Origin of the sequence: Glycomyces niveus (assembly GCF_017592475.1) — a bacterium.
Taxonomy (GTDB): Bacteria; Actinomycetota; Actinomycetes; order Mycobacteriales; family Micromonosporaceae; genus Glycomyces; species Glycomyces niveus.
Map to the genome: position 1 here is coordinate 382,193 of NZ_JAGFNP010000001.1, position 22,383 is coordinate 404,575.

Genomic DNA, 22,383 nt, shown 5'->3' on the forward strand with positions numbered 1-22,383 from the left:
CGAGAGCCCGGGAGAAGGACATGTCGGAGCCACACACCGCGCTGCGTCACCGAGGCGCGCCGACGCGGACCATCGCGGTCGCAGGTACCTCGTTCGCCTATCGCGAGCTCGGTCCGCGAACTGGTGTCCCGCTGATCGCTCTGGTCCACCTGGGAGCGAACCTGGACAACTGGGACCCGCGCATCGTGGACGGCCTCGCCCAGGACCGCCGCGTCATCGCCGTGGACTACCGCGGCGTCGGCGACTCCGGCGGGCGCGTCCGCGCATCGATGGAGGAGATGGCCGCGGACATGGTGGCCGTCATCAGGGCGCTCGGCCATGAGCGGGTGGATCTGTTCGGTCTATCGATGGGCGGCATGGTCGCCCAGGCGGTCATCGCGCAGGCGCCGCAGCTGGTCGATCGACTGATCTTGGCCGGTTCCGGACCCGCGGGCGGGCCGGGGCTCACCGACATGACCCGCGTGACGATCGCGGGAACGTTGCGCGCCGCGATCATGTTCAAGGATCCGAAGACACTGCTGTTCTTCACCCGCACACCGGCTGGCCGCCAGGCCGCCCGGGCGTACCTCAAGCGGTTGAAGGAACGCACGAACGGTCGCGACAAGGCGGTCACCGCAGGGGTCTTTCGGGCGCAACTCGCAGCGGTGCACCAGTGGGGCGCACAAGCACCCGCTGACCTCTCGCGGTTCACCGGTCCGGTGCTCATCGTCCACGGCGACAGCGACCTCTTGGTCCCGCCGGCGAACGCGTCCGCACTCGCCAGGCACCTGCCGACCGCGACGGTGACGATGTTCCCCGATTCCGGGCACGGCGTCGCCTTCCAGAACCACTACGCGTTCGTCGACGCCGCGCGGGACTTCCTGCGCCGGTAGCGACCTCGACAACCAACGACAGCAGTAGGAGTAGGAAACATCATGAAAGCGTTCGTCGTCAGCAAGTACAAGGACCCGCTGGAGCTCGCGGAGGTGCCCGAGCCGGTTGTGGGTGAGCGCGATGTGCTCGTTCAGGTGGGGGCCGCCGGTCTGAACCCGCTCGACGAGAAGATCCGGATCGGTGAGCTCAAGACGATCCTGCCGTATCAGCTGCCGCTCGTCCTGGGCAATGACGTTGCCGGCACCGTCATCGGCGTCGGTTCGAAGGTCCGCGGGTTCGACCTCGGCGATCAGGTGTACGCCCGGCCCGACAAGGACCGGATCGGGACGTTCGCCGAGCGCATCGCCGTTGCCGAGGACGATCTGGCCCTGACGCCGCGATCGGTCACCATGGAGGAAGCCGGTTCGCTGCCGCTGGTCGCTTTGACCGCATGGCAGGCCCTGGTTGAGAAGGGCAACCTGCGGGCCGGGCAGCAGGTCCTCGTCCACGCCGGTGCCGGCGGGGTCGGGTCGATCGCGATCCAGCTCGCGAAGCACTTGGGCGCCCAGGTCGCGACGACGGCCAGTGCCGCCAACGCGGACTTCGTGCGTGAGCTCGGTGCCGATATCGTGATCGATTACCGCGCCCAGGATTTCGAGGAGCTGCTGGGCGGGTATGACCTGGTGCTGGACAGTCTCGGCGGGGAGAACCTCGAGAAGTCCCTGCGCGTGCTGCGCCCCGGGGGCAAGGCGATCAGCATCGCGGGTCCTCCGGATGCGGCCACCGCGCGTGAGCTCGGTGCTAACCCGGTGGTGCGTCTGGCGGTCACTGCTATGAGCGCCGGGATCCGCCGCAGGGCCAAGAAGCTCGGCGTGACCTACGAGTTCCTGTTCATGCGTGCCAGCGGCGCACAGCTCAGCGAGATCACCGCCCTCATCGACAGCGGCGCGATCCGCCCGATCGTCGGCAAGACCGCCTCCTTCGACCGGCTTCCCGAGGCCCTCGAAGCGCTCGAGCGGGGCGGCATCCGAGGCAAGGCCGTCATCACTAAAGCCTGACCTGCCCAAACAACCATCACTAGCATCAGCCTTACACGGAGGAGCACCATCATGAACACGAACAGCAGCCAAAACGAAGCGGTCATCACGTCCTATGTCGAGGCGCCCACGCGCACCGTCACCGCGAACGGCGTCAACTTCGTCTACCGCGAGCTGGGGCCGAAGGGCGGGATCCCGGTCGTCTTCTTCGTCCACCTCGCCGCGACGCTCGACTACTGGGACCCGCAGATCGTTGACGCGATCGCGAAGGACCGTCACGTGATCGCCTTCGACCAGCGCGGCGTCGGCGCCTCCACCGGCGAGGTGCCCGACACCATCGAGGCGATGGCCGCGGACGCCTACGCGTTCATCACTGCGCTCGGCTTCGACAAGATCGACGTCTTCTCCTTCTCACTCGGCGGCATGATCGCCCAGGCGCTCATCGCCGAGCACCCGGACCTGGTCCGCAGACTCGTCCTCACCGGCACTGGGCCGAAGGGCGGCAAGGACATCGACAAGGTCGCCGGGATGACCTACCGCGACATTCTGAAGGCGACGCTGACGCGCTCGGATCCGCGGGAGTTCCTGTTCTTCAACCGCGACGCCACCGGCAAGAGGGCCGCGAAAGCGTACGTCCAGCGGACGACCGGCGCCCGCACCGAGGGCCGCGACGCGCCGATGCCGCTGAAGGGCTTCCGGACGCAGCTCAAGGCCATCAAGAAGTACGGCCGCGGCACGCCGCACGACCTGTCGAAGCTCACCCAGCCGACATTGATCGCCAACGGCGACAACGACCGCATGGTGCCGTCGGTCCTGTCCGAGGACATGCACCGGCGCATCAAGGGCTCCGAGCTGGTCATCTACCCGAACTCCGGCCACGGCGGGATCTTCCAGTACCACGAGGACTTCGCGCCCGTCGCCGCCGAGTTCCTGAACCGATGAACGGCACCCGAACCGACCGAGGAGGATCGGCGATGACAACGGCACCAGCCTTCGTCAAGAAGCCCTTCGCGTCATCGATCCTGCTGTGGGTGCGCGACGACCAGCCGCGGCAGCAGGGGATGGACCGCTGGAAGGGCCCGCACTCCGAGATCATCAGCGCCACACCGGGACTCGAGGAGTACCGCCAGATCCACCTGGCCGAGGACAACCCCGGCCTGTGGCCCGAGGTCGACGGTGTCGAAACCGCCATCCCCACCGATCGCAAGATCGACGGGGTCGCCGAGGTCACCTTCAAGTCCGTGCTCTCGCCCTTGCTGGGCCGGAAACAGACCAAGCTCGCCTATCTCGACGAGGTGAACCTGTTCCGCCGCACCCTGCTCTACGCAGGGCCGCCGTACTCGGCGCGCTGGTACGACGTCGCGGGGCCCGGCGAGCGGGCGGGAGCCCGTGCCCTGATCTACGTCAGCAAGCGGGAGGAGGTCGGCACCGGTGTGTTCCGGAAGATCCTCACCGACCGCCTCGCCCCCGCACTCGCGGCCACGGGCGAGCTGAAAGAGCTGCGGACCCAGGTGTTCATGCCCTGGCGCCGGGGCCTGTGGAACACGCCGAACGTGGCGCACGACAACCCGGCCGACCGGCAATTCCACGCCTCAGTGATGCTCGGCTTCACCGATGCCGACGCGCGCAGCGCGTTCTTCGTCGACGCCGCCGTCGCGAAGCTGTCGTCCAAACTTCCCGCCTTCGCCTCCGCCGTCCACGCCTACGAAGTCGAGGCGGCCCTCACCTATGTGAAGGGCGGGCGGATGCTTCCGAACTACCAGGAATGACCGGCCACGATCGTCGGCGACGGTCACGAGAGCGAACAGCGGCGGACGCGAGGCGTCCGCCGCTGTCGTCGTCACCGCTCAGACGGCCGGCTTGAGCTCCGGGTAGACGGCCTCGAGCGGAGCGCTGAGACCGGCCTTGGCCTGCACGGAGGTCTCGTCGGCGAGCACCTCGTGCTCTCCCGCCTCGACAGCGTCGAACACGATCCGCACGAGATCCGCAGGATCAGTCTTGGGTTCGTCGGTGTGCGCGGCCATGGCGGTGTCGACGTAGCCGACGTGCACCCCGACGACCTGCACGCCTTCGGGGGCGAGCTCCAGGCGCAGCGAGTTCGTCGCCGACCACAGTGCGGCCTTGGTGGCGCTGTAGATGCCGCCGACGGCGTACCAGCTCAGCGCGGAGTGGATGTCGATGATCGCCGCATGCGCTTTGTCCGCCAGGAGCGGCGCGAAGGCGCGGGCGAGGAACAGCGGGCCGAGGAAGTTCGTCTCGACGTTGCGGCGGATCTCCTCGTCGGTGTGCGTGAGGATGCCCGGGCTGGAGACGGAGGCCCCGGCATTGTTGATCAGCACCGTCACGTCTCCGGCGGTCTCGACCGCCGCTTGGATGGAAGCCTGATCGGTGATGTCGAGGGCGAGTGGGACGATCCGCTCGTCGTCCCATTCGCGTGGGTTGCGGGCGGTGGCGTACACCTTGCTCGCACCGCGCGCGAGCGCGTCGTGGACGAAGTGCGTGCCGATGCCGCCGTTCGCCCCGGTGACGAGGACGACGGCTCCGTTGATCGCGGTCATGACTGTCGCTTTCTCTTGTGGCGCACCCGCGCCGGTTGACGCGGGTGAGATGTGTGAGCGCCCGGTCGGGCGCTCACACAGTGGTCAGGCGGACTTCAGTTCCAGGTAATCGGTGTAGCCGGCCGCCCCGCCGCCGTAGAGGGTTGCGGGGTCCACCTCGTTCAGTTCGGCGCCTGTGCGGAGCCGCTGGACGATGTCGGGGTTGGCCAGGGCGAAACGACCCAGCGGCGCGATGTCGGCCAGGCCCGCCTCGATCTCGTCGGCGATCTGCTCGCGGGTGCGCCCGTAGCGGAGCACCAACAGCGCGGTGGGCTGATGAAGATGGTCCTTTGCATCGATCGGTCAGGAACGCCACCGCCGCAAGCCGCGAAACACACGGACCTACGCCGACGTGGGAGAATGAACCGAGGCACTTCCGAGCCCACACGGTAACGACTATACTCATAACTGATCAAGATCAGATTCTATTCCGGAAGGATGCACTATGCCAACCGCCCCGCAACGGGTCGGGCGACGTGAGCGGAACAAGCAGGAGAAGCTCGACCGCATCACAACCGCGGCCAGTGAGCTCTTCGCCGAGCGCGGCGTCGACGAGGTCACCACCCAGCAGATCGCCGACAAGGCCGACATCGGCACCGGCACCCTGTTCCTCTACGCCAAGAACAAAGGCGAGCTGCTCCTGCTGGTGCAGAACACCACGTACGCCGACGCCCTCGTCGAGGGCAGGGCCGCCGCCGAGGACGTCCCCGACGTACTCGATGCGGTGATGGCGATCATCAGCCCGGTCGTGGCCTGCAACCGCAAACAGATCGACAACGGCCGGACCTACCTGCGGGAGATGGTCTTCGGCGACCCCGCCGAACCCCACCACCGCGAAGCCCTCGCGCTCACCCTCCAGACCGAGGAGGCGATCGCGACCGTCCTGCAGCGGGACCAGCGCATCGACCCCAGCGCCGCCGCGACCCTCGCCCACATCGTCTCGGCGATCATGTTCATCAGCATGGCCGCCACCATCAACATCGGCCACACCGTCGACGACATCCTCAGTGAAATCCGCGAGCAGATCCAAGTCCTTTTGCCACGCTGATTGACGCGGCCACAGGTCGGACACCGGACGCGGCCTGCTCACAGCGCGCCCGCTCGGTAGGCGCCCGCCGCCTAGACCCTCTAACTTTGGACGGCGTACGGCGCCGGTTGACCGGCGGCTCGACGGCGATCAATATTCGCGGTAGTCCGGTTTTCGGCTGCAGGAACACCGATGTCCGGTGTGCGTGGTGGAGGTCTTGATTTGAGGATGAGCGGGGCTTACACGATGAGTTCACCCCGGCGGTGATCTGGTTGGTGCCTAACCAAGTCTTCCGTGACCAGTTGGTTTATAACCAAACCCGGATCATTCGGCGTGAGTTGAAACCGCTGGAATGTCCGGGTTATTTGGTTAGTGGACCTTTCGGTCGCTTATTACAACTCAAAACCACAGGTCAAAGTCATGCTGACCCAGGTATGCGACCTCGTCGCCGCCATACAGTCGCAAGACACCGGCGTTGCCACGGTCGCACTCGCGTGTGGGCCGAACCCGTGCTGTCCTTGAGGTGTGCTTGAGGCTGAGGTGACTGACGAACAGGAACAGCCGGACAGCGACGAGACCCACGACCAACAACACCGGCGTCACCTGGCCTCTGGTGAGGTGGAGCCTTGGCGGACCAGAGCGTTCGATGAACACGACCACCCCCAGCTCAAAGTGCCAGGTGGCGGGCTCGGCTGGGATGGCCATCCCGGGCCCGGCTGGAAAGCGACTGCGCTGGCGGGACCTGTCCGACCGCACCGGCGATCCGATCGTTCCGCTCGACCACGCCACAATCCTCCCGTTCCCCTCGCGCCATGCTTTTCCTTCGGCCCGACGTCAGGGCTCGTGGCCGGCATCGATCAAACCGCCCACCGAAGGCAGTCTCGACTGGGAATCGTTCTGCGCGTTAGCCGCCGTGCTTCGAGCGTTCTCCGGACCTGAGACCGTTGTCTACGCCCACTGGTGTGAGGCGATCACCGCAGAGGCGTACACCGTGTTCGAGGGGCGCCTGGCCGACCTCGAACTGCTGCTGACATTCCGGCGGGCCGCGACCGATCACAACCGGACGATGATCAGGGCGATGTCATCATGCGTGCCACCAGCTACACCGAGGTCCCTCAGCACCGCATCGGCCATCTGGTCCGGGCTTCGGCCGCAGTGACGTGCCAGGGCATCGCATAGCCGGTTCAGGCCCGTGTCGAGGTCTTCGCCGTGCCGTTCGATGAGCCCGTCCGTGTAGAGCACGAGCGTGTCGCCTTCGGCGTAGGGCTGCCCGGCCTGCGAACAGGGAACGTGCTGGGGTCGTGCGCCCAGGGGCGGGTCGAGGACCTGGTCGAGCAGTTCGCATTCGCCCTCCGAGTGGACGAGGACGGGGGGCGGATGTCCGGAGTTGCTGTAGATGATCAAGCCGCTCCGAGGGTCCACCATCACCTTGACGGCCGTGGAGTTCAGGGCGCTCTCCATCGAGTGCGCATACAAGCCGAGGACTTCTAGTGCGTGGGCGGGCCGCTCCAAAGCGCGCATAGCGGCGCTCAGCACACTGCGGAGCATCCCCATGACCGCGGCGGCCTCCAGGCCATGGCCGATGACGTCGCCGACTCCGACCGAGAATCGGTCGCCCGATAGGTCGATCAGGTCATACCAGTCGCCGCACACATTCATAGTTTCGATGGCAGGCAGGTATCGCACCGCGACCTCGGGATGCTTCTCGAGGTCCGGCATTACCAGCATGGCCTTCTGGAGCGTGACGGCGACCTGGCGGTCGCGCGTCTGGGCCTCGCTCAGCTCGACGTTGAGGTTCTGCAGTTCGCGGGCGCGTTCGAAGAGTTCGGCCTCCAGCGCCATCGCCTCGGACGGCTCTTCGACCGGCGGCTGGTGGCGAGGGTCCTGGGATCGGACGAACGCGGTCACATCTTCGGCCCGGATGAGTATCCATTCGACCGGGCCATTCGGGCCGGCTACCGGCGCATTGACCAATGCCCACCAGCGCTCTTCGAACGCGCCGGGGCTCCCCGTGACGGGGACGTCGTACCGCTGGAGCGCCATGGTGTGCGGTCTCCCGGTCTGCATAACCCGGTTCAGCGATCCCCTGACGTTCCGCTCTCCGCGGAAGTCGGGATTGCTCTCGGGGAAAACCTCGAACAGCCCTCGCCCAATCAGGTCGTCACTTCCCCTTCCGGTGGCCTTCATGTAGGCCGGATTAGCTGCGACGATCACAAATTCAGTTGTGACCAGGACGCACGGGGTTGGCATCGCCAAGAACACCGCAGCGTAATCCACATCCGCCATTCCTGACCGTCCTGCCTCCCTGACTCCCCGATTCCTGTTGTCACGCTACACATCAGTACGGCGGCGCAATGAGAATACGGCCGATCGAGAATCGACTGGTACGGGCTCGTGACGCCAACGTGCCAAGGCCCGGCCTTGTTGCGAATTAGCTCATGGAGCCGGCGAACGAGGAGTAACCGTGATCCGGGTAATCGCCGACGGACTGTTCGGCGCCGAATCGCCGCTTGGCTCAGACTGAGCCGCTCTGCAAATGGTGCGCTCGGCAGGCACCGAGGCAGTTGCGCTACACCGCGGCGTGCGCTCGATCATTTGAAGGTCTGCTGCCGGGAACCTTGGTACGGTCGATTCACGAAGCATCCGGCCGGTGGCCGGACGGACCCTATCGGCACAGGTTGTCTCGGAGGGGAAGCGGTGGAGAACAAGCGGGTCCCCGTCGAACTCGATGCTGAGGCCGCGCTTGGCCTGCTCGAGGGCGCCGAGTTCGGACGCATCGCATTCATCGCCGACGGCATTCCGACCATCAGGCCGCTCAACCACGTGCTGCTCGACAGCCGCATCGTCCTCTTCACGCGACACACCTCAGCCCTCGGGCGAGCGGTGCGGCGACAAGCGGACCTGCAAGTGACCTACCAGGCCGACCGGATCGAACCGCGCACCCGACTCGGCTGGAGCGTGCTCGTCACTGGCACCGCCGCCGATATCTCCCGCGAACCCCACGCCGCGCAGATCGGGCTGCAAGTCGAGTCCTGGATGAAACACCCCTTGGACATGGTCATCGCGATCGAACCGCATAAAGTGACGGGCCTGCGCCTCGCTGCAGGGTCCGGGGGATCTCGCTAGGGGTTGCTGCAAAGGCCTCCTGAACGACGGTCTGAGCGAAGGCGAGACGCCGGCTTCGGACAGGCTGATCCATAGTCCGGATCTCCAGAACATGCGCCCGGGAGGGGCCAGTCTGAATGTGGGCCCGAAGTAACGGCAAATGGGGGTGGGCACGATGATGAATTGGCGGGGCGACCAGATGTGGGACGGTCTCTGGTGGTGGATGGGTTTCATGATGCTCTTCTGGGTCATTGTTCTGGCGGTGTTCATTTGGGCGGTTATCAGACTCAGCCGGGCGATCGAATCGCGCCAGGGAACCGTTGACGGAGCTCAACGCCCCGTGCATCGGGAGGCGCCGCGCGAGACGCTCGACCGGCGCTACGCCGCCGGGGAGATCGACTCCGTCACCTATAGCGAGGTGCGCGCCCGGCTCGAAGGCGACTGAACCGGACCCCAGGGAGGCGCGACAGCAGCCGATCCCGGGTCGTCCCACCACGGTCCGGGTGCGGCAACCTCGGGCGCTATCGGGCCAGGTAGCCGCCATCGACGTACAGCTCGGAGCCGGTGATGAACGAAGCGTCGTCGCCGGCCAGGAACGCCACGCATGCCGCGACTTCATCGGGCCTGCCCAGGCGCCCTATCGGGGTGAGATCGATCATCGCGGTCTCGTACTCGGTTCCTTTGGCGGCCTCAAGCATCGGCGTGTCGATGAAGCCGGGGTGCACCGAATTCACGCGCACCCCCTCCCTCGCCCAGTGCAGGGCAGCGTTCTTGGTCAGGATCCGCACCGCGCCCTTGGCGGCGTGGTACGCCGGGGAGGTCCCGAATCCGCCTGAGGCGCCGAAGATGGAGCTGATGTTCACGATCGAGCCGCGTCCTGACTTCTTGAGCGCTTCGGCTGCGGTCTTCATGCCGAGGAAGACGCCGGTCTGGTCGACGGCGATCGTGCGCCCCAGTCGTCGCTGCTGGTCTCCTCGATGGTGGCGATATCGCCGATGCCCGCGTTGTTGACCAGGATGTCGAGGCTTCCGAATTCGGTGACGGCTCGCTCGACGCAGGTCCGCCAGGAGGATTCGTGGGCGACGTCGTGGTGCTGGAAGACGGCCCGTGCGCCCCGTTCACGAAGCCGCGACGCGACCGCTTCGCCGGGATCGTTCTGGACGTCGGTCGCGACCACCGATGCGCCCTCGGCAGCCAGGCGTTCAACGGTCGCCCGTCCGATCCCGCTCGCGGCGCCGGTCACCAGGGCGACTCGCCCCTGCAGACGTTCGGTACCCCGCTTCGGTGCTGCTTCCATGGTTTCAGAGTGGTCCGCCAACCGATTCCCGTCCCGGAGATCAGCCAAACTCGGAAGGCTGACTTCCGGAGTCTAAGGGAGAGAACGCTTCAGCCCGCTCTGAGTCGGCCCTGCTCGCTTGCGAGCCTTCGCTGAGTTTCACGAAGCGGCGATCGCGTACAGCAGGGCCTGCGAGACTGGGAGAGCCGGGACCCGCCGACCTGCAACGTCGACACTCAAGGGTCTGGTGGCGCACCGGGCTAGGGAAATCCGAGTGCGATTCCGAAAGGAACGCCGGTCATGACATTCATATGGTTCATCATCTGGCTCATCGCGAACTTCGTGGGCACCCGTGAACCGCTGCTCTTCGATCCGGTGAACGCCTGGACGGCGACGCTGATCCTGGCCATCGCCTTGGACCTGACCGGAGCACACGCCGCCAACACGGCGAAGCGGCGAGGATGACCGGTCAGGCCGCGAAGCGGGAGGGATGACCGACGCAGACGCGGCGATAACGGTGCTGCACGGCGCGGCCCTCGGACTGGCCTGCCCCGAGGTGGTCGGCCTGGTCGGAACGGCTCGGGCAAGCACGTTCATGAAGATCTTGGTCGGAGCCCTCGCCCGGGGCGGGACGATCGGGCACGCCGACCGGATCGGGTGCCGCCCGCAGGAGTCCGTTCTCTACGAGAGGCTGACCTGCGACGAGCATCCGAGCTGTGCGGCCGCGGCTACGGCGTGTCGGCCGCCGAGATCGACGCTTCCGGTGCGGGTCTGTACGACTCGTTCGGTTTCGGCCGCTCGGCCGAGGACCGCCTGTCGCTCACACTTTGTCGTGGACGACGACCACCGGACAGCGCGCGTGGGCCACGACGTGGAGGCTCACTGAGCCCAACAGCGTGCCGACGAACCCGCCATGGCCTCGGCTGCCCACGACCAGCAGGTCCGCGCTGGCATCCTCGATCTGGGCGAGGAGCGCCGATGCCGGGTGCCCCTCGACGACCCGCTGCTCGATCCGCGCCCGCGAATCCTTTCCGACGGCGGACGCGATGGTCGACTCCAGCGCCGTGCGGGCCTCCTCGCCCCAGTCGACCCCAGGCATCACCATCGCCCCGGTGCCGAACGCCGCAGGAACCTGCCACGCCTGCACCGCCACTACTCGCTTACCGGTCGCCCCGGCCTGCTCCACCGCCCACCGCAGCGCCCGCCGCGACGAAGGCGACCCGTCCACGCCGACGATGACAACCCCGTTGCCAGCTACAGGAACGGTCATATCGATCCCCCTTTCAGTCGGACTCTAACCCGCCCGTCAGGACCTCACCTCAGTCGCGACAAAGCTCCGAGCACAGACGAACCGAAGCACGAGTAACGGGGTCTCGTTGACCAACGGCCCGGTCCGAGGCTCAGTGCTCGATGGTGAGGCGCAAGCCGGTGACCTCTTGCGGGGTGATGGCGATGACGGTGTCGAGCGGGCGCTGTAGCCAGGAGTGGACGCGCGGGCCCAGGCTCTCGGTGCGGCGGCTGTCGGTCACGTCCGCCGCGGTCCCGGCGACGAGGACGCTCCAGCCCAGCCGGGTGTGCTTGTCGATCGCGTCGGCCTGGTAGGCCACGTGCACCCCCGGGTCGGCGAGCACTGCCTGCGCGAACGCAGTGTGATGTCCTGTATGGACGATGATCAGGCCCTCGACGACGACGTGGTTGAGCGGCCTGATGGTCGGCAGGCCCTCCGAAACGAAGGCCACCCGCCCGAACTCCTCGTGGCCGAGCAGGCCCAGCGCGAGCGAAGGACTCAGTGATGTCGGGATTCGCTTGGTGTCCACGTCCCCACCCCCTCCGGCGCATCTCCCGACGGGAACCGCCCCGGCGGGACGCGGCGATGCCCCTCGATCCCGACGCTATCAGGACGAGGCGGGAGGCGACGCCGATCCGTCGCGCACGGCATCCGCACGCGATCCGCGCAATGGCCCAACACCCGGCCGCGACCTGCGGCACCCTGAAAGCGTGAGGACGAGAGTGGACAAACCAGACGAGGATCGGCCTCGGCGGCGCATCGTCGTCGGCGTCGACGGCTCGCCGGCGGCGCGGTCGGCATTGCGCTGGGCGCTTGAGCAGGCGAAGGCGACCGGCGCCGACGTCGAAGCCGTCTACGCCTGGAAGTACCCGATCAGCTTCGGCGCGCCCGTGCCCCTGCTGCCGGGGGTCGACATCGCCGCCGAGGCGGGCACGGCCCTCGACGCGGCGATCGCGGCCGCCGCGGGCGACGCCGACGTCGCCGTGACGCGCCTGGTCGTGCTCGGTGACCCCGCCGCGGTCCTCCTTGAGCACGCCGCGGGCGCCGATCTGCTCGTCGTGGGCGAGCACGGCCGTGACGAGGTGGCCCGGGCCATGCTCGGCTCGGTCAGCCAGTACTGCGTCCACCATGCCCCCTGCCCGGTCGTCGTCGTCCGCGTCGCCGACTGACCGCTCCGCGAACCTTCGTCCGGCGTGGGGCCGCCGGGCGGCCCGCCCGCCCAGACCACCAGCGCCACTCCTCGATGTGCCCCGAGGAGATGCAGTTGAAAAACGACGGCCGGAGCGCCGTCATCAGGTTCTGGTGTCAGACCGACCGATGCGCCAGCCCCACCAGACTTGCGACAGACCAAGTGCCGCATAGAACGGCTGAAAGAAACTGAACTCGCGGATGAAGGCGACCTCAACGACGATCCAGCCGACCACGAGCACACCCGCGAGGATCGAAAGCGGGCCGCAGCGTGCGCTGCCGCGCAGCGCAGCCGCAGCGAGTGCCGCGTTCGGCACGGCGACGATGACGCCCAGTGCGATGCCGGCGACCACCGTGTTGCCCCATGGGAGGCGACCGGTGACCATCGCTCCCTTTTTGGCTCCTACGCGAAAGCCCCGACTGAATCAGTCGGGGCTGTTTGTTGGTGGTCGATACTGGGATCGAACCAGTGACCCCTCGCGTGTGAAGCGAGTGCTCTCCCGCTGAGCTAATCGACCGGGACGAGGTAGAACTGTACCGGAGTGTGTTGCGGGGGGCGAATGTGGGGGGTCGGGCGTACCGGCGGTCACAGGGGGCGGGCTTGGAGAGCGCTTGACAGGGGCGGGGTGAGGTCGATAGTCTTCGATGCGTTAAATCGTTTCAATTGAGGCCTCCGTGCGTCCCCTCCTTGCATCCGACGCGTTCTCGCAGGCCTCGTGCGTTTTCCGAGGAGCCCCTTCCATGAGTCCTCCCACTATGTTTCGCAAGGTCGTCGCGGTGTCGCTCGTCGGTGTGCTGGCCGGGGCCGGGGTCACCGCCTCGGCGCAGGCGCACGGCGGCGGTCGGCACGACGACATCCAGCTCGAGCGGCTGGACCGTGGCCTCGTCGCGGCCGTGACCGGCGACGGCGTCTTCCTGAGCTGGCGGCTGCTCGCCGACGAGGTGTCGGGTTATAACGATTCAGGTCTGACCGGGGCCACGTTCAGGGTCTACCGGGACGGCCGGAAGATCGCCACCGTCACCGACTCCACCAACTTCCTCGACACCAAGGGCGACGCCGACGCCGAGTACAAGGTGGTCGCCTACGAGCGGGGCTGGCCCACGGATGTCTCGGACACGGTCACGCCCTGGTCCGAGGGCTACCTGGACATCCCTCTGCAGAAGCCCGCCGACGGCGTCACGCCCGCGGGCGAGGCGTACCGCTACAAGGCCAACGACATCAGCCCCGGCGACCTCGACGGCGACGGGGACTACGAGTACGTCGTCAAGTGGGACCCCTCGAACTCCAAGGACGTCTCGCAGGTCGGCTACACCGGCCCCGTCTACCTCGACGCCTACACCCAGGAGGGCGAGCTCCTCTGGCGCATCGAGCCCGGCGTGAACATCCGGGCCGGCGCGCACTACACCCAGTTCGACGTCTACGACTTCGACGGCGACGGCATCTCCGAGGTCATGCTCAAGACCGCACCGGGGACCAAGTCGACCTCCTATGTGGAGGACGAGGAGCGGTACATCACGCTGCCCGAGGACGACGTCGCCGCCGGCGTGACGCATGAGGACGACTACCGGCTCTCCGCCGCGGGCTACTACGACCACCTCGTGCGGATGTTCATGGGCTGGCACGAGCACCCCGAGGTCGTCAAGGGCGACTGGCCCGCGACCATCGAGGCCGCGCTCGGGGCCGACGCGCAGTTCGACTTCGCGTACCCGCTCGCGAAGGAGGACGCCGAGACGCTCGCCGACCACTTCATCGACGTCTACGCGCCCGCGCGCTCCACCCGGAACCAGCTGCGGAACTTCGCCGGGTTCGTCCTGTCCGGACCGGAGTACCTCACGGTCTTCAACGGCCGCACCGGTCTCGAGATGGACACCATCGACTTCCCGGTGGCCCGCGGCGACGACGGCCTCGAGTGGGGCGACTACGCCATGGCCCGCATCGAGCCGGGCAACCGCGTCGACCGGTTCCTCTCCGGCGTCGCCTACCTCGACGGCGAACACCCGAGCGCGATCTTCGCCCGCGGCTACTACACCCGCACGACGATCACCGCGATCGACTGGGACGGCCGGAACCTGCGGCAGCGCTGGCAGGCCGACTCCGGCCACGCGCCGATGTCGAACCCGTTCAACGGCTCGCCGCACGGCGTCGAAGGCCCGGACCCCGAGTGGGGCACGCTGACCACGCAGGGCGACCACTCGCTGAGCGTGGCCGATGTGGACGGCGACGGCAAGCAGGAGATCGTCTACGGCGCCGCGACGCTCGACGACGACGGTTCGCTGCTGTACTCCTCGTATGCGGTGATGCCGCCGAACGCCAACAACCCGGGCACGCTCGCGAAGCTCGGCCACGGCGACGCCCTGCACGTGGGCGACTTCGACCCGGCCCGCGAGGGCCTGGAGATCTTCTCGGTCTTCGAGGGCGGGGCGTGGGCGCCGTACGGGTACGCGATGCGCGACGCCGAGACCGGCGAGGTCCTGTGGGGCGGCTACTCCGGCCGCGACACCGGTCGCGGCATGGTCGGCGACATCGACCCGTCGGTCCCGGGCATGGAGGCGTGGGCATCGCTCCCGCCCGACCAGGCCGGGAACCCGGAGGGGCTGTTCACCGTGACCGGCGAGCCGATCGAGGGCGCGACGCCGGGCACGAACATGAGCATCCGCTGGGACGCCGACCTGACGACCCAGCTCGTGCACGGCGCGGACGCCGCCACCGTCGAGGAGACGACGATCCGCGACTACCAGGACGGCGTGGTCCTCGACGCCGCCGGGACGCTCACCAACAACTACACCAAGGGCAACCCGGGCCTGGTCGCCGACGTGCTCGGCGACTGGCGCGAGGAGCTGCTGGTGCGCACCGCGGACTCGAGCGCGATCCGCGTCTTCACCGCCACGGACGTGACCGGCCACAAGCTGTTCACCCTCATGCACGACCCGCAGTACCGGGTCGGCGTGGCGAACCAGCAGACCACCTACAACCAGCCGCAGTACCCGGGCTTCTACATGGGGTCCGACATGGACTTCGGCGAAGTCGAAGTGCCGGACTACTACGCGCCCCGCTATCGGGGCTGACCGGACCTTACGGGTTCTTAGGGGCGGGCCGCTTCGCGCGGCCCGCCCCGCTGCGTCCCCCTGCGGAAATAGACATGGGATGATACGAGGAATTCACTCTGAAGCCTTGCTTTCGACCCGCTGTTGCGGTTGAGTGAAGACCGCCCCCATCATCCCGCCTCGGGCGCCCTCGCGCCGAGGTCCCGTACGACAGCATTGGAGCTCTCCTGTGCGTTCCCTCAGACGGCGAGCCCGGCTCGCGGCGGCGGCCGCGGGCGCGGTCATCGTCGGCGCCTCCGGCTTCCTCTTCGCCTCGTCCGCCTACGCGGACGTCGACATCGTGCACATCGGCGCGGTCCAGGGCTCGATCGCCGACGGCGACACCGACTTCACCTCGCCCCTGGCCGGCCAGACGGTTTACGTGCAGGGCGTGGTCACGCAGCTGACCATGGAAGCCAACGGCAACAAGGGCTTCTTCCTGCAGGAGAAGGCCGACGCGACGGACGGCGACCCGCTCTCCTCGGACGGCATCTACGTCTTCAACAACAAGTTCTCGACCGTCCGCACCCTGAACGGCTCGCCCGCGCAGGCCGAGCTGGGCGCGAATTGGACCGTGAAGGCCGGCGACGAGATCGTTGTCCGCGCCGTGGTCGGCTCTTACTTCGGGAACATCCAGTTCAGCGGCGGCTCCACGTTCGTCTACGACGTGGTCGAGTCCGGCCTGGACCCGCTCGCCGAGGTCGCCACGGTCGAAGTCGACCCGCCGAACGACGCGAAGGCCTCTACCGAGTACTTCCGCCGCCACCTCGGCATGCAGCTCACCGTCCCGGCCGACTCGGTCGTGACCGCCGGGCGCGACGTGTACTCCAGCGGCGGCGAGGTCTGGGCGATGCGCGGCGACAGTGAAGCGGCGCAGCAGGACGGCTACGCCGCCCGCGCCTTCCGCGACGCGCACCCGCTCGACACGGTCGAAGGGAACTTCGACGACGGCAACGGCTACCTGTTCGTCATGGGCGACATGGGCATTCGCGCCACCGAGGGCACGAACGAGACGATCATCGCCCCGGCCAAGACGTACGACGTCATCACCGAGGCGAACACCGGCGGCGTGTACCTCTCGTTCGCCAAGTACGCCATCCAGGTCGCGAACGACCTCGCGCTCGAAGGCGGCCTCGAGCCGGCCGAGAACGAGCCGGTCGAGCCCGCGGGCCGGGGCGAGGCCAGCATCGCCTCGTACAACATCGAGAACCTCTACGACTTCCGCGACAACCCGAATTCGGGCTGCGACTTCACCGGGAACACCGGCTGCACCGACGCCGAGGACCCCGAAGGCAACGTCAAGCCCCCGTTCGACTACGTCCCGGCCTCCTATGAGGAGTACGAGGCGCAGCTGCTGCGCCAGGCCGGCCAGATCGTCGAGGACCTGCACAGCCCCGCGATCCTCATGACCCAGGAGGGCGAGGCCCAGGACGTCTGCTCGGTCAACCCCGAGTGGACCGAGCACTCCGACCTCGGGGCCGACCGCCTCGTGTGCGACCTGGTGAACACCGGCGAGGCCAACACCGGAGGCGACGGCGCGCCCGACTCCATTCAGGAGCTCGCGCTCGTCATCGCCGAGTACGGCGGCCCGGCCTACACCGCGACCGGCGACCTCGACTCGGCCGACACCCGCGGCATCATGACCGGCTTCCTGTACCAGCCCAAGCTGGCCGGCCTGTCGAAGGTGAAGAGCTGGGACCCGGTCTTCGGCACCGCGCCGATGGTCGAGTACCCGACCGAGGCCGACGCGATCAACGCCGACGTGCAGAACCCGAAGGCCCTCAACGCGGCCCTGCCGCAAGAGGTCATCGACCAGTGCAAGAGCTCGGGCGTCTTCGCCTGCAACGGCTTCGACGTCTTCAGCCGTCCCGCGCAGGTCGCGAAGTTCTTCCTCAAGGACAAGCACGGCTTCAAGGCCTCGGAGATCTACCTGATCAACAACCACTTCTCCTCGGGTCCGAACACCCGCGTGCTGCACCGCACCGAGCAGGCGAACTACCTGGCCGCGATCAGCGCCGCGATCCTCGACCACGACCGCCGGGCGAAGGTCCTGGCGGGCGGCGACCTGAACGTCTTCCCGCGCCCCGACGACCCGTTCGCCGAGGGCCAGGTCATCTCGGGCGACTGGGTCGGCCCGTCCGACCAGCTCGCGGGCCTGTACGAGGACTCGGGCCTGTCGAGCCTGCACGACCTCATGGTGGAGGAGCACCCTGAGGCGGCGTACTCCTACACCTTCATGGGCCAGACCCAGACCCTCGACCAGATGTTCGTCTCGCCCGCCCTGCTGCGCGAGGTCGAGGCCGCGGTGTCCGCGCACATCAACGCGGACTACCCGGCCGACGCGTACGACTTCGGCGAGGAGCCCGCCTACGGCCGCTACGGCGTCTCCGACCACGACCCGTCGATCGTCACGATCGACATCCGTTAAGGCGCAAGGCATGACGAAGGGGCGGACCGAACGGTCCGCCCCTTCTCACTTTGCCCTTAGACGAGCTTCTTCGCGTTCTGGATCGCGGTCGCCAGGGCCTCGATGGAGGCGGCGGCGAGGCCGTACGCGTACATCGGCTCGGCCTCCCAGCCGACGATCTGGCCTTCCTGGACGGCCGGGAGGGCGTTCCATGTCGGGAACTCGGTGAGCGCGTCGGGCTGGAGGGCCTGGACGCGGTTGTCGAGCAGGAGCACGTCGGCCGCGTACTTGTCGGCGTTCTCCCACGAGAGCAGCTCGTAGTAGTTGCCGGTGGCCTCGTCGAGCGCGTCGGGCACGATGATGTCGACGCCGAGCTCCACGAAGAAGCGGAGGTCGTTGCCGGTGGCCGGGTTCGAGGCGTAGAAGGTCTCGGCGGCGGCCGAGCACGCGAGCACCTTGACCGGGTTCGCGGCGACGGCGGCCTTGAGGGCCTCCACGGCGGCGTCGTACCGCTCCTTGTTGGCGGTGTTCGACTCCGAGTCGAGGTCCGCGCCGAGGGACTCGGCGAGCTCGGCGTGGCGGGCGATGATCTGGTCCTGCGTGTTCGCGCCGTCGTCCACGTTGAGGGCGGTGACCTCGGCGAGGCCGGTGATCTCGTCGTGGCTCTCCTCGGGCACGTACCAGAGGGTCGCGGGGTCGTAGTAGAAGTGCGTCATGAGCACCTCGGGGCCGTAGGCGGCGTAGGCCTCGACGTCGAACTCGCCGTAGACGTTGCCGAAGACCTCGAGGTCGGCGACGGGGAGGTTCCCGGCCTGGGTGGTGGGGGAGCCGTCCTCGTTCGTGGTGGGGCCGAAGACGGCCGGGACCTCGATGCCGAAGTCGTACAGCGCGGCGGCCATGCCGGTGAACGCGACGATCTTGGCAGGGGTCTGGTCGAGCTTCACCGTCGCGGGCTGGTCGTCGGTGAACTCCCACGGCCGCGCCTCGGCGGCGTCGCCGGAGCCGGAGTCATCGCCGCCCTGGCCGCAGGCGGCGAGCACGCCGGTGAGTCCGAGGGCGCCGCCGCCCGCGAGCAGGCCGCGGCGGCCGAGCTTGGCATCGAAAGCCATGTGTTTCTCCTTCTTGAAGGGCATTGAGGGGCCGGACTGGGAACGGCTCGCGGACACCGCCCGGCCGATCAGAGGTTAGGCTAACCTAATCAGAATCCGGCCTTCTGAACTGGGGTGCTCACGTGGCGTCAGCCACTGGCCCGCGGCCAGCCGGCGTCAGGCGCTGAGCGGCTGCGCCGCGGCGAGCCCTTCGGTGATCCGTTCCAGCTCAACGGCACCGCCGATGTGGGAGTACACCGGCTCGCCGTTCCAGCGGTACAGCTGCCCGGCCTCGATCGCGGGGAGCGCCGCCCAGGTCGGGTAGTCGGCGGCGAGCGTCTCGGGGTCGATGTTCCCGGTGCGGATGTCGAGGAAGATCGCGTCGGCCTCGTACTTGTCGATGTTCTCCCAGGACAAGAGCTCCCAGTAGCCGTTCTGGTCCGGGTTGTCGGGCACGACGAAGTCGACGCCGAGCTCGACGCACTTGCCGAGCACGTTGAACGTGGGCGGGTTGGCGATGTACAGCCCGTCGGGCCACGCGCCCACCGCCATCGCCTTGAGCGGCTTGTCCGCGACCGAGGCCGCCACCGCGCCCGCGGCCGCGCCGAAGCGCTCCACGCCCGCGGCGTTCTCCGCCGACTCCAGGTCCGCGCCGAGCGCCTTCGCAAGGGACGCATGGCGGTCGATGATCTGGTCCAGGGTCGGCTTCGAGACCTCGATGCCGATGCCCGGCGCCAGCGCCTCGACCTCCTCGAGCCGCTCCTCGGGCACGAACCACAGGTCGAAGCCCTCGTAGTAGTGGGAGACGATGAGCTGCGGGTTGAGCTGCGCGTACTTCTCGACGTCGAACTCGCCCCACGCGTTGCCGAGCACGGTCAGGTTCTCGACGGGCATGCGCCCGGCCTGGATGTCGGGAGAGCCGTCCGCGAGCGTGGTCGGCCCGAACACGGCCGCGACCTCGACGCCGTAGTCGTGCAGGGCGGCCGCGAGGCCGGTGAACGCCACGACCGTGGTGGGCGCGCTCTCCAGTTCGACCTCGGTCTGGTCGCGCTCGTCGAGGAACGAGAACGGCCCCGACGCGGCGTTCTCGCCGCCGCCGGTCGGCTCCTCGTCCGAGCCGCAGGCCGCGAGCAGGGAGGCGGCGCCGAGACCGCCCCCCGCGGCGAAGAGGGTGCGGCGGCTGAGGCCGGAGGGGGCCAGCACAGGGCGGAGTGGCACGGGGAACTCCTTCAAAGGGAGAGCGTTCATGGCAGGGGTGACGCGGTTAGGTTAGCCTAAACAAAACCGCAGACACTATCCCTCCGGAGTTCGCACTTGTCAACCGCCCACAGCGCCAGGGAGCAGGCCCCGGCGCTCGATTCGCCAAGGGCCGCAACCGAGGCCGTGCCGCGTCCCCGCACGGCCCGCCGGGTCCTGGGGCTCCTCGCGCTCCTCGCGGTCCTGGCCGCCCTCGCCGTGCTCAGCGTCGCCGTCGGCTCCCGCGCGATGGACCTCGGCCAGGTCTGGGCCGGGCTCACCGACGCGGACTCGAAGGCCTACCCCGTGGTCACCGAGCTGCGCCTGCCCCGCACCGTGCTCGGCCTCGCCGCCGGCGCGGCCCTCGGCCTCGCCGGGGCGCTCATGCAGGCGATGACCCGCAACCCCCTCGCCGACCCCGGCCTCCTGGGCGTCAATACCGGCGCGGCCGCCGCGGTCGTGACCGCCTCGTACTTCATCGGCTCCTTCGGGTTCACGCAGACCATCGTGTTCGCGTTCCTCGGCGCGGCCGTCGCCTCCGTCGCGGTCTACCTCATCGCCGGGGCCGCCAGCGCGACCCCGGCGCGGCTCGCGCTGGCGGGCGCCGCCGTGACCGCCGCCGGGTACGCGTACGTCTCGGCGATCCAGCTCATGGACGCGGCCACGCTCGACCAGATGCGGTTCTGGTCGGTCGGGTCGCTGGTGAACGCGCATGTGGCGCCGATGCTCCCGGTCGTGCTCCTCATCGGCGCCGCCGCGGTGGTCGGCGTGGCGCTCGCCCGCCCGCTCAACGCCCTGGCCCTCGGGGACGCGACCGCGACCGGCCTCGGCGTCGACCCGCGCGTGCTCCGCGTCGCGGGGATCGCCGCGATCACGGTGCTCGCCGGGACCGCGACGGCCGTGTGCGGCCCGATCGTGTTCGTCGGACTCGTGGTGCCGCACGTGGTGCGGGCCTTCACCGGACCCGACCAGAACTGGGTCCTGCCGTACTCGATGGTCACGGGCGCGGCGTTCCTCGTCGCCGCCGACGTGCTCGGCCGCGTCGTCGCCCGCCCCGCCGAAGTGCAAGTGGGCATCGTCTGCGCCGTCGCGGGCGGCCCGTTCTTCCTCTACCTCGTCAGCCGCAGGAAGGTGGCCCGGCTGTGAGCGTCCAAGGTTCGACCGTCCTCCGCTTGGGCGGCAACTCGATCCGCGTGCGGCACCGCACGGTCGCCGCGATCATCGGCTCCCTCGCCGTCCTCTTCGCGGTCGCCATGTGGTCGGCCGCGACCGGCTCGACCGCGCTCGGCCTCGACCGCACCTGGGCGGCCCTGCTCGACCAGGGCACCAAGGGCGACGAGTTCATCCTCTGGGACCTGCGCCTGCCGCGCCTCGCGACCGGCCTCGCCGTGGGCGCGTGCATGGGCCTCTCGGGCGCGCTGTTCCAGAACCTCACCCGCAACCCCTTGGGCAGCCCCGACATCCTCGGCCTCACCCAGGGCGCGACCTCGGGCGCGCTCGTCGCGATCATCCTCACCAGCGGCGGCCTCCAGCTCACGGCCGTGTTCGCGGCGTTCGGCGCGCTCGCCACGGGCCTGGTGATCTGGGGCCTCACGCGCGGGGGCGACCCGTCCGGGTACCGGCTCGTCCTGGTCGGCATCGGGGTCGCCGCGATCCTCGCGGGCGTCAACGGCTACCTGCTCACCCGCACCACGATCGTGGACGCGTTCCGGGCGGTCTACTGGCTCACCGGCGACCTCTCGGGCCGCAGCTGGGACCAGGCCGCGATCGTCGCGATCGTGCTCGCCGCCGGGGCGGCCGTGGTGACGGTCCTGTCGCGCGGCCTCGACGCGCTGCGCCTCGGCGAAGCGAGCGCCACCGGCCTCGGCGTGCACGTCACCGGCACCCGCGTCGCCGCGCTCGTCACCGCCTCGGTCCTCACCGCCGGGGCCGTCGCGGTCGCCGGGCCGCTCGCGTTCGTCGCGCTCGCCGCCCCGCACATCGCCGCCCGCCTCACCGGATCCACCAGGAGCTTCATGCTCTCCGCGATCATCGGCGCCCTCATCGTCACCGGCGCCGACATGATCGCCGTCGCCGGGATCGCCGACCGCCAACTGCCCACAGGGGTCGTCACCGGCGTGGTCGGCGGCCTCTACCTCGTCTGGCTGCTCATCGCTCAACGCAAGAAGGGGGTCATGTCGTGACCGCTGGTCCACTCG

Annotated in this window: 20 protein-coding genes, 1 tRNA gene and 2 pseudogenes; 13 read left to right on the plus strand and 10 right to left on the minus strand. The window is 68.5% G+C overall.

Annotated elements, in window-relative coordinates; translation table 11 throughout:
- Nucleotides 1–20: 20 nt before the first annotated feature.
- Genes J5V16_RS01795 through J5V16_RS01810 form a run of 4 tightly spaced genes read left to right on the plus strand, consistent with a single transcriptional unit; the run spans nt 21 to nt 3,658 of the window.
- The gene (locus J5V16_RS01795; RefSeq protein WP_208494230.1) at nt 21–872 is read left to right on the plus strand and encodes an alpha/beta fold hydrolase; all 852 of its coding nucleotides are present in this window, start codon (nt 21–23) and stop codon (nt 870–872) included.
- Nucleotides 873–914: 42 nt separating this feature from the next.
- Nucleotides 915–1,910, plus strand: coding sequence for an NADP-dependent oxidoreductase (locus tag J5V16_RS01800; RefSeq protein ID WP_208494231.1), 996 nt, complete (start codon nt 915–917; stop codon nt 1,908–1,910).
- A 51-nt stretch (nt 1,911–1,961) separates the two neighbouring features.
- A complete protein-coding gene (locus J5V16_RS01805; protein ID WP_208494232.1) occupies nt 1,962–2,831 on the plus strand; it encodes an alpha/beta fold hydrolase in 870 nt (289 codons plus the stop codon).
- Between the two features lie 32 nt (nt 2,832–2,863).
- Nucleotides 2,864–3,658 carry a hypothetical protein gene (locus tag J5V16_RS01810; protein WP_208494233.1) on the plus strand — a complete coding sequence of 265 codons (795 nt, stop codon included), beginning with the start codon at nt 2,864–2,866 and terminating at the stop codon, nt 3,656–3,658.
- Between the two features lie 78 nt (nt 3,659–3,736).
- Here the strand turns inward: J5V16_RS01810 and J5V16_RS01815 are convergent, their stop codons facing one another.
- Together J5V16_RS01815 and J5V16_RS01820 are read right to left on the minus strand one after the other, a co-directional pair.
- On the minus strand, nt 3,737–4,447 hold the full coding sequence (locus J5V16_RS01815) for an SDR family oxidoreductase (RefSeq protein ID WP_208494234.1): 711 nt from the start codon (nt 4,445–4,447) through the stop codon (nt 3,737–3,739).
- Nucleotides 4,448–4,531: 84 nt separating this feature from the next.
- Nucleotides 4,532–4,759, minus strand: a pseudogene (locus J5V16_RS01820) (alkene reductase); the annotation flags it as partial.
- Nucleotides 4,760–4,931: 172 nt separating this feature from the next.
- Here J5V16_RS01820 and J5V16_RS01825 point away from each other — a divergent pair.
- The gene (locus J5V16_RS01825) at nt 4,932–5,534 is read left to right on the plus strand and encodes a TetR/AcrR family transcriptional regulator (RefSeq protein ID WP_208494236.1); all 603 of its coding nucleotides are present in this window, start codon (nt 4,932–4,934) and stop codon (nt 5,532–5,534) included.
- A 1,032-nt stretch (nt 5,535–6,566) separates the two neighbouring features.
- On the opposite strand, the gene J5V16_RS01830 is transcribed toward J5V16_RS01825, so the two are convergent.
- On the minus strand, nt 6,567–7,799 hold the full coding sequence (locus J5V16_RS01830) for a SpoIIE family protein phosphatase (protein ID WP_208494237.1): 1,233 nt from the start codon (nt 7,797–7,799) through the stop codon (nt 6,567–6,569).
- Nucleotides 7,800–8,210: 411 nt separating this feature from the next.
- On the opposite strand from J5V16_RS01830, the gene J5V16_RS01835 reads away from it, so the two are divergent.
- Together J5V16_RS01835 and J5V16_RS01840 are read left to right on the plus strand one after the other, a co-directional pair.
- Complete coding sequence (locus J5V16_RS01835) at nt 8,211–8,639, plus strand: pyridoxamine 5'-phosphate oxidase family protein (protein ID WP_208494238.1); 429 nt, start codon at nt 8,211–8,213, stop codon at nt 8,637–8,639.
- Nucleotides 8,640–8,784: 145 nt separating this feature from the next.
- Entirely contained in the window at nt 8,785–9,063 is a 279-nt protein-coding gene (locus J5V16_RS01840) for an SHOCT domain-containing protein (protein ID WP_208494239.1), read from the plus strand.
- Nucleotides 9,064–9,139: 76 nt separating this feature from the next.
- Here J5V16_RS01840 and J5V16_RS25670 read toward each other — a convergent pair.
- Nucleotides 9,140–9,915, minus strand: a pseudogene (locus tag J5V16_RS25670) (SDR family NAD(P)-dependent oxidoreductase).
- A 279-nt stretch (nt 9,916–10,194) separates the two neighbouring features.
- On the opposite strand from J5V16_RS25670, the gene J5V16_RS01850 reads away from it, so the two are divergent.
- Complete coding sequence (locus J5V16_RS01850; RefSeq protein WP_208494240.1) at nt 10,195–10,359, plus strand: hypothetical protein; 165 nt, start codon at nt 10,195–10,197, stop codon at nt 10,357–10,359.
- Between the two features lie 355 nt (nt 10,360–10,714).
- Here J5V16_RS01850 and J5V16_RS01855 read toward each other — a convergent pair whose 3' ends face one another.
- Nucleotides 10,715–11,164 carry a universal stress protein gene (locus J5V16_RS01855; RefSeq protein ID WP_208494241.1) on the minus strand — a complete coding sequence of 150 codons (450 nt, stop codon included), beginning with the start codon at nt 11,162–11,164 and terminating at the stop codon, nt 10,715–10,717.
- Nucleotides 11,165–11,294: 130 nt separating this feature from the next.
- Entirely contained in the window at nt 11,295–11,711 is a 417-nt protein-coding gene (locus J5V16_RS01860) for a pyridoxamine 5'-phosphate oxidase family protein (protein ID WP_307792839.1), read from the minus strand.
- Between the two features lie 193 nt (nt 11,712–11,904).
- Between J5V16_RS01860 and J5V16_RS25310 the strand changes: the two genes are divergently transcribed.
- The gene (locus J5V16_RS25310; RefSeq protein WP_307792840.1) at nt 11,905–12,351 is read left to right on the plus strand and encodes a universal stress protein; all 447 of its coding nucleotides are present in this window, start codon (nt 11,905–11,907) and stop codon (nt 12,349–12,351) included.
- Between the two features lie 123 nt (nt 12,352–12,474).
- On the opposite strand, the gene J5V16_RS01870 is transcribed toward J5V16_RS25310, so the two are convergent.
- Both J5V16_RS01870 and J5V16_RS01875 read right to left on the minus strand, forming a co-directional pair.
- The gene (locus tag J5V16_RS01870) at nt 12,475–12,756 is read right to left on the minus strand and encodes a hypothetical protein (RefSeq protein WP_208494244.1); all 282 of its coding nucleotides are present in this window, start codon (nt 12,754–12,756) and stop codon (nt 12,475–12,477) included.
- Nucleotides 12,757–12,813: 57 nt separating this feature from the next.
- Nucleotides 12,814–12,888: transfer RNA gene (locus tag J5V16_RS01875), tRNA-Val, on the minus strand.
- Nucleotides 12,889–13,111: 223 nt separating this feature from the next.
- Here J5V16_RS01875 and J5V16_RS01880 point away from each other — a divergent pair.
- Complete coding sequence (locus J5V16_RS01880) at nt 13,112–15,436, plus strand: rhamnogalacturonan lyase (RefSeq protein ID WP_208494245.1); 2,325 nt, start codon at nt 13,112–13,114, stop codon at nt 15,434–15,436.
- 208 nt (nt 15,437–15,644) lie between these two features.
- The gene (locus J5V16_RS01885) at nt 15,645–17,882 is read left to right on the plus strand and encodes a hypothetical protein (protein ID WP_208494246.1); all 2,238 of its coding nucleotides are present in this window, start codon (nt 15,645–15,647) and stop codon (nt 17,880–17,882) included.
- Nucleotides 17,883–17,938: 56 nt separating this feature from the next.
- Here J5V16_RS01885 and J5V16_RS01890 read toward each other — a convergent pair whose 3' ends face one another.
- Entirely contained in the window at nt 17,939–18,970 is a 1,032-nt protein-coding gene (locus J5V16_RS01890; RefSeq protein WP_208494247.1) for an ABC transporter substrate-binding protein, read from the minus strand.
- Between the two features lie 156 nt (nt 18,971–19,126).
- Nucleotides 19,127–20,167 carry an ABC transporter substrate-binding protein gene (locus J5V16_RS01895; protein WP_208494248.1) on the minus strand — a complete coding sequence of 347 codons (1,041 nt, stop codon included), beginning with the start codon at nt 20,165–20,167 and terminating at the stop codon, nt 19,127–19,129.
- Nucleotides 20,168–20,263: 96 nt separating this feature from the next.
- Between J5V16_RS01895 and J5V16_RS01900 the strand changes: the two genes are divergently transcribed.
- Together J5V16_RS01900 and J5V16_RS01905 are read left to right on the plus strand one after the other, a co-directional pair.
- Nucleotides 20,264–21,331: a FecCD family ABC transporter permease gene (locus J5V16_RS01900; RefSeq protein WP_208494249.1), complete on the plus strand. Its 1,068-nt coding sequence runs from the start codon at nt 20,264–20,266 to the stop codon at nt 21,329–21,331.
- Nucleotides 21,328–22,368 carry a FecCD family ABC transporter permease gene (locus J5V16_RS01905; protein WP_208494250.1) on the plus strand — a complete coding sequence of 347 codons (1,041 nt, stop codon included), beginning with the start codon at nt 21,328–21,330 and terminating at the stop codon, nt 22,366–22,368. The genes J5V16_RS01900 and J5V16_RS01905 overlap by 4 nt, the downstream gene beginning before the upstream one ends.
- Nucleotides 22,369–22,383: the final 15 nt, after the last annotated feature.